A 15,368-nucleotide genomic window follows, 5' to 3' on the forward strand; every position below is an offset into this window, starting at 1 on the left:
CTCAATAGCCCTTGGCCAAGCATTATCAATAAACAGGTATCAAGTCTAAGAAAATGCTTAAGGAAGCATAGCGTGTTAAAATAAGATTAGTGTAAGTTATTTCGAAAGGAAAAGTAAAAAAGGAGGGGATTAAACTGAGTCGATTAATGGATAGTTTTAAAGAAACCTCATCATCGTTATTACCGATGGTTGGTGTTGTTCTTTTGATTCAACTTGTTTTACAACCAGTATCTTGGCTAACCATATTAAGATTTGCGATAGGTGTTGTATTTTTGCTGATTGGGTTACCGCTATTCTTGGTTGGAGTGGATATGAGTGTTGAGAAGATGGGAGATTTATTTAGTCACTACTTAATTGATAATCCTAAGAAAATAATTGCGATTATTGGGATATTTGGATTAGGTTTCATATCAAGTGTCGCGGAGCCGGATTTAACAATATTAGGTATTCAAGTCGATACGATGACCGTAGGAGCTATTGCTCAACAAGTATTTGTGATGGCCGTTTCAGTTGGAGTGGGTGCGATGCTTGCATTCGGAGTTTACCGAATTATAAAGGATTTAAACTTGCGGCATAGCTTTACTATTATCTACTTATTGATTGGAATACTGTGTCTATTTTCAACATCAGAATTTATTGCGATTGCTTTTGACGCATCTGGATCAACGACGGGTTCGATTACAGTACCGTTTATTTTAGCCTTTGGTGCCGGAGCGGCGAGTCAATCTCGTCAAGCAGATGATACGGGTGCAGATAGTTTTGGACTACTTGGTATTGTATCAACGGGTGCTATCTTCGCCGTTATATTATACGGAGTTCTAGCAGGAGTTGATTCACTTTCATCTGGTGGAGGGACTACGCAACTTGCTCTAGATAATTCATCCATTGTTATGGATTTTCTTGGAGAGTTATGGCCGTCTCTAATTAATTCAGTCATTGCGATTGGGCCTTTAGTAATTGTTTTTTTAATCCTAATTGGAACGAAACAAGTGAAAGTACCTAAGAGACGCTTTCAAAGTATGATGTTAGGGGTTGGATTAATAATAGTAGGATTGAGCTTGTTCTTAACGGGAGTGAACCAAGGATTCTTAGGAGTCGCTTCAGAGATGGGCTATGCGCTAGCAGAGAAAAGCAGTACGTGGGTTATTCTACTTATTGGTGGAATAATTGGTATGGTAAGTATTCTAGCTGAACCATCTGTCCATGTATTAAACGATCAAATTCTAGATGAGACAGCTGGTATGATTCCTAAAAGCCTAGTCACTTTTTGTCTTTCAATTGGTGTAGGTTTGTCAGTGATCTTATCACTGCTTCGTGTAACAATTCCTGGTTTACAAATATGGCATATTCTATTACCCTTAGTCATTACAGTATTAATCCTACAGTACATTGCCTCTGATATATTTGTTGGTATTGCATTTGATTCAGGTGGGGTCGCAGCTGGGACAATGACGGCAACGTTTATCTTGCCTTTTACTCAAGGAGTTGCGAACTTTGTACCAACAGCGGATAGTGTGACAGATGGATTTGGTGTCATTGCGATTGTGTCGCTAACACCGATTGTCGTATTACAATTAGTAGGAATATTCTATGACTATCAAGTGAAACAAAAATAGGAGGATGAACATTGACTAACACTGAACAATTGAGTAGTGAGTTTTACCTAATTACGATTATTGCGAAAGTAAAGCTTGCCGACAAGATTGATAATTTATTCCATACGGAAGGGACAAGTGGCGCGACCACTTACTTGGCAGCATGTTACGATGAAGATGATCGCAAAAGTATCCTTGATATGCAAGGACAACGAAAAGAAATCATTATCAAAGCAACGCACAAAGACCAGTTACAAAGTATATTAGATCATATTGAAGGTCGTTACCCTAAAAAGGATCATGGAGAAAGTTTTCTTTTTGTTACGCGTCTAGCTGGCTTAGCAGGACTAGAAGGATTTGGTGACATTGAGGATAATACGTCATTCAAAAATTTTGAAGCGGCAAGTCATCCGCCTTATAAGATGGTTACAGTTATTTGTGATCATGGTGAAGGTGAAGATTATATCGATGCAACACAAAGAGAAGATATCTTACAACATGCATTAATAAAAGGACACGGATCTGCGAAGCTATCTGAGAATTATGAAGGACGGTACTTCCAACCAGAAAAAGATATTGTTATGCAGATTGTATCTAGTGAAAATGTACAAGGCGTGCATGAATTTGCGAAGGCTTATGAAGGTATTCAATTCAGTAAAGCAGGATCGATTATTTTTACGCGTGATATTGTCTATCTACATCGCTTTTAGGAGGAGATAAAATGTGGTATTTAATCTATGCAGTCGTACCTAGTGGTCGTTCCGGGGAAGTCATTCGCTTAGCTGAACAAGCAGGTTCACAGGGTGGTACAGTTATTCACGGAAAAGGAATTGGGAGAAAGCCCAAGCGGTTCTTACACTTTGAAGTAGAGCCCATGCGCGAAATCATCTGGATTATTGTTGAGAAAGAAAAGTATCCAGAAGTGAGTCAAGTAATCTACCAAAACATGGATCTAGATAAACCAGGTCAAGGTATCGTGTTTGTAGAACCATTGAGCGAGGTTCATGGTTTAGTTAACCAAAAACCAGCTGAATAATTAAGATGAATTGAGCATCCCTTTAGGGGTGCTTTTTATTTTATTAGTTAAGTAGAAGAGAGAATGACTTGAACTTGAGTTGGATAAATAAGGTGCTAATTAACCAGATTTAACCATTATTTTTATAAATTTAAAGATAGACACTGGTTCAACATATGATAAACTAGGGGATACTATGCGAATACAAATGAATGAAGAGAAATTATTATTTAGAGGTGATTAGATGAAAAAAGAAGAATATCCAACAGAAGTATTAGATGTAAAAATTGATTATGTCGATCCAAAAGGACGAGGAGTCGTTCGTTATAGACATGCGCCAGATAGAGGGAATTTAGGAAAACAACTTCTATTATTTATTGCAAATGTGGTCCAAGGAGATGTCGTTCGAGTAACAGTAGACAACGCTAAAGGGCGACATATTGCAAGAGTCGATTATGATGAATTACTTGAAGCAGGACCGACTCGCGACTTATCGATCCCTACTCACAAAGCAGTATCGGGTGGAACGCCACTTCAGTATATGAAGTATGATGCTCAATTAGAGTTCAAGTCTGACTTGGTGAGAGAGTATTTAGAAAAAGAAGGCTTTGATACATCATTAATTAAGCCGATTATTGGTATGGAGGAGCCAAGCCGTTACCGTAACAAAATGGAACTTTCTTTTGGACAAGATGGTGAATTAGGTATGCATCAACAAGGGAATTATCGTAAGGTCATCGACTTAGAAGATTCAATCATTGCACCTAAGATAATGATTGATGTCAAACATATTGTGAGCCAGTGGCAAAAGGATCACGGATTCACAGGCTATGATAAAGATGCCCACACGGGTCTTTTACGTAATTTAATGATGCGAACGTCGTTCGAGACAGGTGAATTAATGGTTGTCGTGTATGCGACTGAGAAGCCAGACGAACATAAAGAAGCTGTGAAAGACTTAACAGAACGCTTAAGTAATGCGTTTCCAAGCTTAGAAAGTTTAGTTTGGATTGAATACACCAATATTTCAGGTCGTATTCAATCAGAAGAGTCCTTTACTTTGTACGGACGCGACTACATCTACGATGAATTAGGTGGCTACCGCTACCGTATCTGGCATGATACATTCTTCCAACCGAACCCAGTTCAAGCTGAGAAAATGGTGGACTATGCCCTTGAGATGGCTGATGTGAATGATGATATGCGCGTCCTTGACCTATTCTGTGGGGTAGGAACATTCAGTTTACCTTTTGCGAAACGCAGTAAAGAATTAGCTGGAATTGAAATTGTTGAAACTTCAATTGAGTCAGCGAAGCGTAATGCGAAAGATAATGGCTTAGACAATACTTTCTTCATGGCGAGTGACGCTCGACGCGGAATGAAAGAACTCCCAGAAATTTGGGGCCAACCAGACTTATTACTGTTAGATCCACCAAGAAGTGGTGCCGGCGGGAAAGTGATGCGAAGCATTGGAAGACTTGGAACGGATAAAGTTATCTATGTCTCATGTAATCCAAAAAGCTTAGCTGAAGACTTAGTTTGGTTAAGAGACTTTGGTTATGAATTGAAGACGGTTCAACCGATTGACCAGTTCCCACATACGCCGCATGTTGAGTCGATAGTATTGATGGAAAAGGTAAAAGGGTAATATGTTGTTATATCAGCTTTTTGAATGTGTATACCATATTCAAGGGGCTGATTTTTTAGTATAATTGGTTTGGAAACGGTTGAGATTGGGAATTATATCCAATAATTAATAGGTAGTATGTGGGAACTGGTCAACATCTTTTGGTATAAAAAAATGAATAAAATAAAATTAATCAGCCTACTTATCATGGAGTTATTCTATATAGATAAGTAGGTTAACTGTGATTAGTTAAGCCATTCCATAAAGTGAGGGAACCCATGGTTTTAAAGGACAACATGTATTGTAATTTAGCTAGATGTCAACCGAAACAGAAGCGAGTGGCTATTTATGCTCGAGTAAGTTCCAATAAAAAAGATCAGTTACGAAGTCTAGCCAATCAGGTTTCGGCCTTAACTCAGAAAGATTCCTTAGTTTAGGATTGGCGGTTAGTTGATATCTATATTGATGTAGCCTCAGCCAAAGCAAAATCAAAGCGGGAAGAGTATAACCGTCTCATTGATGATTGTCGTAATAAAAAGTAACTATTGTTCTCACTAAGAGTGTGAGTCGTTTTGGTCGAGATACGATTGAAACATTAGAGACAGTAAGATTACTCAAGGAATTAAAAGTTCGAATAATCTTTGAAAAAGAGAATATCAACACTCTTGATTCTACGGGTGAGGTGCTTATTACCATCATGCCATCTCTTGCTCAGCAAGAAAGTGAGTCGCTAAGTAAGAATATTAAGCTAGGTTTACAGTATAGGTACCAAGAGGGCCAAGTAAAATTCAATACGGCGAACTTCTTAGGTTACGATGCAGATGATGAGGGAAATTTAATCATCAATCAAGAAAAAGCAAAGGTGGTCAGGCGCATCTTTAAAGAATACCTTGAGGGGAAAGGGACGGGACGAATTGCACGAGGCTTGATGAACGACAAAATCCCAACGGGATCCGGCAAACTAAAATGGTCGGGAGATAGTATTAACCGCATTATTAGCAATGAAAAATATATGGGAGATGCCTTACTTCAAAAAACCTATACTGTGGACTTCCTCACCAAAACGCGGGTGGAAAATGACGGGACAGTCCCACAGTATTATATCGAAGACAGCCATGAGCCGATTGTTTCCAAAGAAACCTTTCATTTGGCTCAACAAGAAAAGGCTAGAAGAAGTAATTTATATTCAGGCAAATGAAAGCAGAAGCGAGTGTACCAAGGGAAGTATGCCTTATCAGGCAAAGTAATTTGCGAACACTGTGGGGATATTTTTAGACGAGTAAAATGGAACAGTCGAGGAAGTAAAGCGACTGTCTGGCGGTGTGTGACTCGCCTTATTGACCATACGCAATGTCAGGCGAGAACGGTTAAGGAAGAGCTCCTTCATGAAGCAGTAGTGGAGGCGATTAATGAGTTCATAGGAGATAAAGGTAACTACTTGAAAGTTTTGGAGGAAAATATTACCGAGGTTCTTAATAACAAATATGATGAGACAGTAGAAGATGTTGATAATCAGTTACACGATTTACAAAAGCAGTTATATCAATTTGCGAATCAGAAAGAAGATTATGAACGCATAGCAGAGCGAATATTTAAACTTCGAGAACGGAAGCAGCAACTTTTAATAGAAAATGCGACGAATGAGGAGAAACGCAGGCGACTATCGGATATTAAAGCTTTACTAAAAACACAGCATATCAAACTTGAAGATTATGATGAAAGTTTAGTTAATCGATTAGTGGCGGGTGTCGTTATTAAAGATAGAGTTATTGAAGTGGAGTTGAAAACCGGGGATTGTATTACCAAAGAAAAATATGAGAGACAGAAATAAAGAGAATGAGTATGAAATTATTGTGAAAAAATTAATGAGATGGGGGACTCTAATAATAGAAAGTGGTAATGGAATTTTATTTCATTTGTATTTGGAAGTTAACTATAAGAATAAATGGAGCAAAATAGCGTTTCGTTTCCTCATATAAGAACAAAACGCTATAAATTAATTTTTTCAATTGGAATCCAAAGTTGCATCGGAAAGTTCGTATCATCTGTGAATTTATTCGGGTAATATTCTAAATCAAACTTTCCTATATAGGTGTAACCACTCTCAGGTAAAAACTTGTTCAATATATAATTCCAAGCATGATATAGTGACTCTGGAAATCGGCCAAAACATGGTATGATGGCAAAAGTTGTGGATGGGATTAAGGTCACTTGTAGAGGTAGGTGATTAACTAACTCTGGATTTTTGATTTCCCATCCGGCCATATAAGTTAATGTACCATTGTTATTAATCCCGTAGGATACTCCGAAGCTATTACCAGTGCTAACTTTAATTAATTTATTTACCAAATTAGATTCAGTTAACTGTCTCCATAGCTTTGAAATTTCAGGACTATTAGCCGATGTATTAATTGAAAGACCAGCGACATAAAAATCGGGTAATGTGATGATTTCTAAAGGTAACTCTTTCCCACCTTGGATTGTTATTGACAACTCCAATTTATCAATAAACCTAAAGGATGCACCTTTACGTACTGCTGAAGGCGTATTTTCGTGAAATTTCTTAAATGCAGTCGTGAAAGCTTCGTGAGTTTCATAGCCATACTTCAGAGCGATTTCAAGTACGCTAAACTTAGAATGTTGTAGGTCAAAGGCAGCTTTAGATAATCTTCGTTTTCTGATGTATTCTGAAGTCGTCATATTAAAGATTACTGGGAAAATACGCTGCAAAGTACTATTTGTTAAAGATAAACCTTTACAGAGCTGATTGTAATCGATTTCGTAATCTAGATTTTTTTCAATTCGGTTGATGACTTGTACCAAATCATTCATAAAAACACTCCCTTCTTAATAATTTTATCACTGTCAAAATTTCTTGTAAATCCCTAAAATCTCGTACAAAGAATGATAAGAAAAAAATTATGCATACTATTAAACTATGATATATCAAAACAAGGAGGTAAGAGTATGGATTTATTTTACGGAGATATACCCTTATGTTACACGAAATCACTTGCAATGGCTTTGAGTTCTTATGGGTACAATATCTATCCAGAATACTTAGAAGGTATAATGGTCATGGGCAATGGTGCGAGTATCGTTAGCAATGATTCTAAACACCCTCTGGTATTCTTTGATAATGGATTGCCAGATGTGTCAATAAGTAATAGTTTAAGAATCTTGGGTTTTACTTACAAGGAGTTTTTCACAAATAGCCTGAATAATATCCAGGTGAATGAAATAAAGGAAAAACTAAAATACCTTTTAACTTATGGATCAGTTGTTGCTGGCCCAATAGATATGGGATATTTAACGTATAACCCTAACTCAATTAATCTAAGTGGTGTTGACCATTTTGTATCAATTTATGATGTGGACGAAGAGTTCGTTTATTTACATGATCCTGCCGGTTATCCATGTATGAAAATAGTATTCAAAGAATTTATTGAAGCTTGGAAAGCTAGTTTGATAGATTACAAACGCGGTTCGTTTTCAATGTGGGGTAAGTTCAAAAAAGTTAAAACTCCCAACTCTGAAAAAATATTTCATGAAGTATCCTTAATAATGAAAAAGCGATACCAAAAAGGTGAAAACAATGTTATAGAAAAATTCGCCCATGCAGTAAGAGATAATGGACTGAATCAAGAACAAAAACAAATTCTTCAGTTTTTTAGTTTTCGATTGGCTTCTGCCAGGAATTTGTATATAAGTAAGTTCTTGAAAAGTCATGATTCAAATAAATCAAAAATTAAAGAACAATTGGCTGAATTATTTGGACAAGCACACTTATCTACACTTAAAGAAGATTATTTTAATTTAGCACATACACTTGAAGAAATTGCTCAACTTGATGAAGAATTTAAGGCATTATGTTTACAAATTGAAGGAGAAGATTAGTATGGATAATAACATGAAAATTGATATAGGGACTTTACAAAGAGTCGTCATAGATAAAATGAACTTATTTTATATGGAGGTACCAAATAACCCTGAGAGCCAAAAAAAAGCCTGGCCATTATTTGAAGCACATTTCCCTTCCTTAACCGGCAGAAAAATGTTTGGTTTAGATTATGATGAAAATAAAGTATATAGAGTTTGTTCCGTAGTCCTTGAAAGTGATCGAGATGATACATATGGTTTAAACCAATTTGAGTTTGAGGGCGGAAATTATTTAAGGTTAAGACTTAAATATGATGTGCCCGAACTTTATGAGAAGATTAGCCCTGCATATGATTTTCTTTTCAGTCAATATGGGGGTCATATTAATTGGTCACTTCCAATGATAGAACACTATAAATCTAAGAATATTTTAGATATAATGATTCCTATTAATGAATGATGAAATTAACTAATGTTATATAGTCGAAATATTAATTTAATTCGATATTTTTCACCTTAAATACAGTGAAGCAGTATGTTTATTAACAAAAATTTTCAGCGGCGCAATTAACAATTAGTTCTGCCAATAAACGAATCCGAAGAAGCTAAGCATATTGGAGTGAGCTGAGTGGCTAAAGTCGTGAAGTTTTGATGTTAATAAATATATAAAAATTGCTTGAAGTAATAATTACACAATTCGTGAGTTTTGAGATAGAGCAGAAACTTGGAAACGTAGTTAAGACTCAAAATTAAGAGAGACATTTAGTTATGCTGGGTGCTGCAAAACTAAATGTCTCTTTCATTCTTTAATAAGAATGTATCTTTGTTCTAAATTAGGATGAAAATGTTTACTAAATCATGCATTAATCTATTCAGTTGTTTTTTTGTAAGTAAAATTTGAATTATAAAAATTCATAAGTACGATCTAATCAGACCAATCAAAGTAATTAAAATTATTATAATTTTACTATTAAGGGGAATGGTTTATTAAATTAAATACTGAAAGAATGACCTAGAGATTCTTCCAAAAACAAAATCTAAAAGATGTATTCGACTTCTATAAAGATAAAGAGGAATGTAAATATTTATTGCATGAACCATGAGAAGAGGGTACTTCAATAGAGTTATTTAATGAGAAACTGAATAATAATGAACTAAACGAAGAAAAGATGTTGAATATAGCATGTGAACTTAAGGGGAAAGTTATAGGAGAAATCTCTGTTTGGTATACTGTTATGAGAAATACGTTAGAGATTGGGTTTGTTTTCAATCCAGTATACTCAGGTAGAGACAATGTAGGTGAAGCAGTATGGTATATTTATTTTCAGAACATCTTGTTCATCGAATCCAAGCGGTACTAGATGCAAGGAATTTAGCCTCTACGAAGCTTTGCAAGCGATTGAATATGCCACAAGAAGCTCACTTCATTCAAGATTTCTGGAGTAAAGGTGAATGGAGGGACAGTTATGTCTATACAATGTTGGTATCTGAACATATTGTCTAGATAATATCTAAACCACACCCCAATCTAATAATTATCAATTAATACGTGCCCAACATGACATGTTGAGGCGGTAACACTACTTGTGAAAGAGCGTTAGCGACAGAAGAAGTAGATGTTCTGCCCATGCACGGACTTCCCAAGAAGCCAAGCCGATAGGCGCAGTCTGATTGGTAGAAGTCGTCTGCTGAGTGTTTAGTATTGATGCAAAAGGTATCTCCCTAGAACCTTGATACAATAAGATTATTAATTAAAACAGCCTCACGGTATGCTAATATTAAAAGGAGTAAACTTAGTTTAAAGATTAAGTGACTCCTTTTTATTATGCAAGCAGGGGTATGTCTGTGGATACTAGTTAATAAGAATAAGGGTGTTAGGTTGGATAGGAAAATTATCAAACTTATGAAGAAAGTAGTCAGCACGTGAGTACTGGTACACTTACCATTCATTATAGAGCTTTTATATAAGCTTGAGTTCACAGCCTACATTGATCGTTTTGAACATGTAGGCGTATGTTTGTTTTAAGTTCCTTATGTGACTTTAGCAGTTATGACGGTATCGGTCATCGTCGTTTATCTAGTTGAATTTCTTTTAATCTAATTAATAGACTCAGTATATAAGCTTTTCGCTGACTTACTGAGTCTTTTGCTTTATTTAAAAATAGTGACTAAAGCTTGAATAGCTTGATCAATTTCATCAAGCTCTAGCCCACCATAACCTAAGATATAACTTTGGTCGAACTGGTTCTTTAATCTAGCGTAGTGGTTGACCGGTTGTAAGCGGATCTTATTTTCAGCTAGCCTAGCTTGAATCACGTCAGTCGGCGGAATCTCACCCTCAATGGTAATAATAAAGAAAAGTCCAGCCCCTGCTTGTTTAATGGTTAGGGGTAGTTGGATTCGGTTAAGCGCTGCTAGAACTGCTTTTTCCTTACGACGGTAATTAGTCCGCAGGCTATTAATATATTTAGGAAAATGGGCAGAATTGAGAAAATCAGTCATTAAATATTGCTCAAAGCTGGAAATACCACTGGTTTTTAATTTAGCTTGATGGAATTTTTTCATTAATTTATCGGGTAAAACTAAATAAGACATCTTAAAAATTGACCCCATACTTTGACGAAAGGCCCCTAATAAAATGACTCGCTCTTGGTCGTCCAGACTAGTCAAAGCAGGAACAGGACGGCCCTTAAGGCGGAACTCATTATAGTAGTCATTTTCAATAATATAACGGTTTTCTGCCTGATAGGCCCATTTTAATAAACGCTGACGTCGACGCATCCCCATGATAATGCCAGTGGGAAACTGATGGTTGGGCGTAGTAATCACGATGTTAGCTAAGGTAGTCTCCAAATCTTTAACTGAGAAACCATATTTATCAATCGGAATTCGAATAGTCTTTTGCTGATAGTCTGTAAAGAGATCTAAATTTTTATAATAGCCAGGATCTTCTAAGGCATAAATCGCATCTTCTAATAAGGCAAATAGAGTCTGTAAGCTAGCCGTATGACCACCTGTAATGATGATATTATCAGCTGAAGTCATCACTCCCCGGTATTTACGTAAATAATTAGCAATAGCCAAGCGTAAAGAGAGAGCACCCAAGTCATCTTTTAAATTACAATTAACCACGCTTCTTGCTAGAGCTTCGGGTGCATACTGCAATAATTGTTTGGGATTTAAAGTAGACATATCACGGTTGGCAAAGTGAAAATCATAAGTATATTGGCTGGCTTCACTTATTTTAGAATGCTCATGTTTTGTCGACTTTGTCTCAATTTCCTCAGAGGGCAACATATCAATTTCTAGTAAATCCACATAATAACCAGATCTTTCCCTCGGTACTATATAGCCTTCATCTGTCAGTTGGTCATATGCGTTAATGACCGTATTAAGGCTGACTTTTAAATGATCTGCCAAGGCCCGCCGTGAGGGTAGTTGGTCACCACTTTTTAAATGCCCTTGGGCAATTTGCCGGATGACTTCATCGACTATTTGTAAGTAGAGGTGTTGGTCTTCGTTAAAGTTCACCGTAATCATACTTTTCCTCCTCTCGTGTTATCCATTATACAATAAAAAAACTATTTGGACCCATAAAAATATCCATTTTTGCATCTTAAGAAACATCCAAAAGACTGTTAAAGTGGAGACAATATTTATAAAGGAGCAATCAAAATGAAACTATCAATTGAAGAAGTACATAAACAATTAGCTGGTGGCGTCATCATGGACGTGGTAAATGTAGAGCAAGCTAAAATTGCTGAAGCAGCTGGTGCCGTAGCGGTCATGGCTTTAGAAAGAGTTCCTGCAGACATTCGATCTGCTGGGGGTATTAGTCGGATGAGTGACCCTCAAATGATAAAAGAAATTCAAGCAGCAGTTTCTATACCAGTCATGGCGAAAGTAAGAATTGGTCACTTTGTCGAAGCTCAAATCTTAGAAAGTTTACAAATTGACTATATTGATGAGTCAGAAGTTTTATCAGTAGCTGATCATGTTTATCATATTGATAAACAACCATTTGAAACACCTTTCTTTTGTGGAGCTAGAGATTTAGGTGAAGCTTTACGCCGTATTCAAGAAGGGGCTAAAATGATTCGTACTAAAGGTGAAGCAGGAACGGGGGATGTCAGTCAAGCGGTTAGTCACTTAAGAAAAATCCATGAACAAATCCGCTATGTGGCTTCGTTACAAGATGATGAGCTCTTTAACCAAGCTAAGGAATTAGGCGTCTCTTATGATTTATTAAAGCGAGTCCATGATACTGGTAAATTACCTGTGTTGAACTTTTCGGCTGGCGGGGTGGCAACACCAGCTGATGCGGCTTTAATGATGCAATTAGGTGCTGAAGGAGTTTTCGTTGGTTCAGGTATTTTCAAATCAGGTAATCTAGAAAAACGTGCCAAAGCCATAGTTGAAGCAGTAGCCAATTACAAAGATGCTGCCAAATTAGCCGAAATCTCAACTGATTTAGGCGAAGCGATGGTAGGTATTAATGAAGACGAAATTAAAGTCATCATGTCTAACCGTTAATCATTAAAAACAAGGGCTTCAAAAGTCAGTGGGCTTGGTCTACTGACTTTTTTTATTTTGTCCTATAATTTTACTATTTGCTCTCATCACTAAGTTTGAATCCTTATTTTTACCTGCACTGTAACCATCGAATTCTCTATTGATGAGATCAATAAGTAAACATATGTAAAGCCATGTATTTGCTACTTTTACACATGTTAAATCATTTACCAATGCCCTCCATTGGTTGTTCTCTATTAAAAGTGCGATTTAAATGATTTTTCATTAGCTTCTTTTGGATGATGTTTATATTTATCTTTTGTATAAACAGAAACTAGATTATATTTCTTTATGACACGACCAATCTTTCGTCTGGATACAGTGAAACCCTTATCAATTAAATTAATCTTAATTCGTCTTGTACCAATGCTTTTTCTATTCGAATTAAACGTATCTATAATCATATTTTCTAATTCTAAATCATCATCTTTTTGGCTTTGAGTATTTCTTTTTATTGATTCTTAATAAGTGCTTCTTAGTATTTTCAGGACTTTACACATTGCTTATACCGAATATTGATGTGCATACTTTTGAATGATTTCTATGAGGATAACTAGGCAAGACTAGACGAAGTAGTATCTGAAGAAAGAATAATAGGAATTGAGAAGGCTGCTACAGCTCTTTACGAAGATGAAGTTGATGAAGAGAGAATCTACAAAATAAAAGTGTATCAAAATCGGGTACACAGGGCATTTCAGAATGTGTTGTAAGGAGACTAAAACCTTGCAAAACATTTATTTTTATAAGTGTTCATATGGCGAGAAACTTGGTGTTTTAAGTAACAATAAGCTCCAAAACGAAATTGAACAAAACACAACTTTTTTAACAAAGCCTACAATAAGGGGTTTATAGCACTTTACTAAACGATACGAAATACCTTTCGATGGTTTGAATAGGGAGAAATTAAACCTGTTAATTGATTATGAGCGATTTCGTGACGGTCAATGATCAACGATGCGGTTGGTCGGGGATATCACTTTTTAGTGAATAAATCCGGATTGAATAAAGATAGTACACTGACTTAATAAGTTATTTATTTCAATTGAAATAAGGAAACATCCGTATAGATTATATTCAAACATTAGCAAACGCTTTAATGTTTGAATATTTATAAATTAAACATTAAGTGTAGAGTTTTCTAAAGAAAGGTTGTATAGTGAGTTTATAAATGAGGAGGACGGGTATGAATAAATATCAAAGACATGAAGCAATCATTCGATGGGTGAATGAACAAGGAACTGTCAGGGTTTCAGAGATTGTGTCTCGCTATAATGTGTCAGATATGACAGTGAGAAGAGATTTAGAAGAATTAGATGATCAGGGGCTATTAAAGAAAATCCATGGTGGGGCTCGTAGTAATAGTGCGTTTCAATATAAGGAAATCGCGCATGAAGATAAATTTGATAAGAATACGGACCAGAAACGATATATAGCTCAAAGAGCCTCTGAATTAATTGATGAAGGGGATGTAATCTTTATTGGGCCAGGAACGACCACGGCTTTGTTAGCAGAGGTGATTAATTACCAAGCCCTGTCGGTTGTAACAAACTGCCTTCCCATCTTTAATATTCTATTAAAGAAAAAGTCCGAGACATTCCATGTCTATCTACTCGGTGGTGAGATGAGAAGTGTCACACAGTCGTTTGTAGGTGAGATTACGAATATGTCTTTGGAGAATATGCGGTTCGGGAAGATGTTTTTTGGTGGTAATGGTGTTAAAGACGGGATTGTCATGACGTCATCTGTCGCAGAAGCGTACACTCAAAAGATGGCATTAGAGCACTCGGTAGAGAGTTATTTGTTATTGGATTCGTCAAAGGTTGGGAAAGAGGATTTCTCTAAATTATGTCACTTATCTGACCTAACAGCGGTAGTTATGGAAGAATCTAATGAGGATAAAAAACAAGCAATTCAAGTATACACAGAATTAATTGTTTAACTAAACACACAATACTAAAGTAAACTCCTTCTAAACTCAAGTCAGTTGAGTTTAGAAGGTTTTTTTTGCATACCAATAAAAAAGTTTTATGACAATAAAGTTGATTAAATCAACGTTTAAACAATTAATAAACACTATTTAAACAATTAATAAACACTTTTTAAACAATAAACGTTTAAAAAATTTTGACTTTTTTTAACATTCGTGATATATTATATGTATAGTAAAACAGAAAGCGTTTTCTACTATCGGACGGAAAAAGGCAAAGCAAAATTAGCAGACATAAAGGAGCAATAAGATGAAAGTTATATTGGGTGCGGATAGAGACGGTAAACAGTTAAAAGAGATTGTGAAGGCCCATCTATTAGATGAGAACTATGATGTGATTGACGTCAGTGAAGAATTAACAGCTGACTTTGTAGATACTACTTTAGCTGTTGCGAAGAAAGTGAACGAAGAAGAGAGACACTTAGGAATTGTCATTGATGGGTATGGCGCAGGGAGTTTCATGGTTGCGACTAAGATTAAGGGGATGGTTGCAGCTGAAGTCTCTGATGAACGATCTGCTTATATGACGCGTGAACATAATAATTCAAGAATGATTACCATAGGAGCCAATATTGTAGGACCTGAATTAGCAAAGAATATTGCTACTGAATTTTTATCTGCAGACTATGATGGTGGACGCCATCAAGTGCGTGTAGACATGTTGAACAAGATGTGTTAATTAAATTAACTGGA

At 36.1% G+C, this 15,368-nt stretch carries 13 protein-coding genes and 2 pseudogenes; 12 read left to right on the forward strand and 3 right to left on the reverse strand.

Annotated elements, in window-relative coordinates; all coding sequences use genetic code 11:
* Positions 1-146: 146 nt before the first annotated feature.
* From HYQ40_09870 to HYQ40_09895, 6 genes are all read left to right on the forward strand, one after another.
* Positions 147-1,616 carry a DUF1538 domain-containing protein gene (locus HYQ40_09870; protein ID MBZ6528071.1) on the forward strand — a complete coding sequence of 490 codons (1,470 nt, stop codon included), beginning with the start codon at positions 147-149 and terminating at the stop codon, positions 1,614-1,616.
* 11 nt (positions 1,617-1,627) lie between these two features.
* Positions 1,628-2,305 carry a hypothetical protein gene (locus tag HYQ40_09875; GenBank protein MBZ6528072.1) on the forward strand — a complete coding sequence of 226 codons (678 nt, stop codon included), beginning with the start codon at positions 1,628-1,630 and terminating at the stop codon, positions 2,303-2,305.
* Positions 2,306-2,316: 11 nt separating this feature from the next.
* Positions 2,317-2,631 (forward strand): P-II family nitrogen regulator, encoded by a 315-nt coding sequence (locus tag HYQ40_09880; protein MBZ6528073.1) that lies wholly within the window; start codon positions 2,317-2,319, stop codon positions 2,629-2,631.
* A 223-nt stretch (positions 2,632-2,854) separates the two neighbouring features.
* The gene (gene rlmD / locus HYQ40_09885) at positions 2,855-4,258 is read left to right on the forward strand and encodes a 23S rRNA (uracil(1939)-C(5))-methyltransferase RlmD (protein ID MBZ6528074.1); all 1,404 of its coding nucleotides are present in this window, start codon (positions 2,855-2,857) and stop codon (positions 4,256-4,258) included.
* A 541-nt stretch (positions 4,259-4,799) separates the two neighbouring features.
* Complete coding sequence (locus tag HYQ40_09890; GenBank protein MBZ6528075.1) at positions 4,800-5,435, forward strand: recombinase family protein; 636 nt, start codon at positions 4,800-4,802, stop codon at positions 5,433-5,435.
* Positions 5,436-5,447: 12 nt separating this feature from the next.
* The gene (locus HYQ40_09895; GenBank protein ID MBZ6528076.1) at positions 5,448-6,068 is read left to right on the forward strand and encodes a recombinase zinc beta ribbon domain-containing protein; all 621 of its coding nucleotides are present in this window, start codon (positions 5,448-5,450) and stop codon (positions 6,066-6,068) included.
* 158 nt (positions 6,069-6,226) lie between these two features.
* Here the strand turns inward: HYQ40_09895 and HYQ40_09900 are convergent, their stop codons facing one another.
* Entirely contained in the window at positions 6,227-7,069 is an 843-nt protein-coding gene (locus HYQ40_09900) for an AraC family transcriptional regulator (GenBank protein ID MBZ6528077.1), read from the reverse strand.
* 135 nt (positions 7,070-7,204) lie between these two features.
* On the opposite strand from HYQ40_09900, the gene HYQ40_09905 reads away from it, so the two are divergent.
* The 3 genes and pseudogenes from HYQ40_09905 (at position 7,205) to HYQ40_09915 (ending at position 9,620) form a co-directional block, all read left to right on the forward strand.
* Complete coding sequence (locus HYQ40_09905; GenBank protein ID MBZ6528078.1) at positions 7,205-8,134, forward strand: DNA repair protein RadC; 930 nt, start codon at positions 7,205-7,207, stop codon at positions 8,132-8,134.
* A gap of 1 nt (position 8,135) precedes the next feature.
* Positions 8,136-8,576, forward strand: coding sequence for a hypothetical protein (locus HYQ40_09910; GenBank protein MBZ6528079.1), 441 nt, complete (start codon positions 8,136-8,138; stop codon positions 8,574-8,576).
* A 526-nt stretch (positions 8,577-9,102) separates the two neighbouring features.
* Positions 9,103-9,620 (forward strand): annotated as a pseudogene (locus HYQ40_09915) (GNAT family N-acetyltransferase).
* A gap of 647 nt (positions 9,621-10,267) precedes the next feature.
* Here the strand turns inward: HYQ40_09915 and HYQ40_09920 are convergent.
* Positions 10,268-11,656 carry a PLP-dependent aminotransferase family protein gene (locus tag HYQ40_09920; GenBank protein MBZ6528080.1) on the reverse strand — a complete coding sequence of 463 codons (1,389 nt, stop codon included), beginning with the start codon at positions 11,654-11,656 and terminating at the stop codon, positions 10,268-10,270.
* 135 nt (positions 11,657-11,791) lie between these two features.
* Between HYQ40_09920 and pdxS the strand changes: the two genes are divergently transcribed.
* Positions 11,792-12,649, forward strand: a complete 858-nt coding sequence (gene pdxS, locus HYQ40_09925) for a pyridoxal 5'-phosphate synthase lyase subunit PdxS (GenBank protein ID MBZ6528081.1) — start codon at positions 11,792-11,794, stop codon at positions 12,647-12,649.
* 335 nt (positions 12,650-12,984) lie between these two features.
* On the opposite strand, the pseudogene HYQ40_09930 reads toward pdxS, so the two are convergent.
* Positions 12,985-13,188 (reverse strand): annotated as a pseudogene (locus HYQ40_09930) (transposase).
* 683 nt (positions 13,189-13,871) lie between these two features.
* Between HYQ40_09930 and HYQ40_09935 the strand changes: the two are divergent.
* Both HYQ40_09935 and lacA read left to right on the forward strand, forming a co-directional pair.
* The gene (locus tag HYQ40_09935) at positions 13,872-14,627 is read left to right on the forward strand and encodes a DeoR/GlpR transcriptional regulator (protein ID MBZ6528082.1); all 756 of its coding nucleotides are present in this window, start codon (positions 13,872-13,874) and stop codon (positions 14,625-14,627) included.
* A 298-nt stretch (positions 14,628-14,925) separates the two neighbouring features.
* Positions 14,926-15,354, forward strand: a complete 429-nt coding sequence (gene lacA / locus HYQ40_09940) for a galactose-6-phosphate isomerase subunit LacA (protein MBZ6528083.1) — start codon at positions 14,926-14,928, stop codon at positions 15,352-15,354.
* The last annotated feature ends 14 nt before the right edge of the window (positions 15,355-15,368 follow it).

It is taken from the genome of Aerococcaceae bacterium DSM 111021, assembly GCA_020112395.1.
GTDB lineage: Bacteria > Bacillota > Bacilli > Lactobacillales > Aerococcaceae > Ruoffia.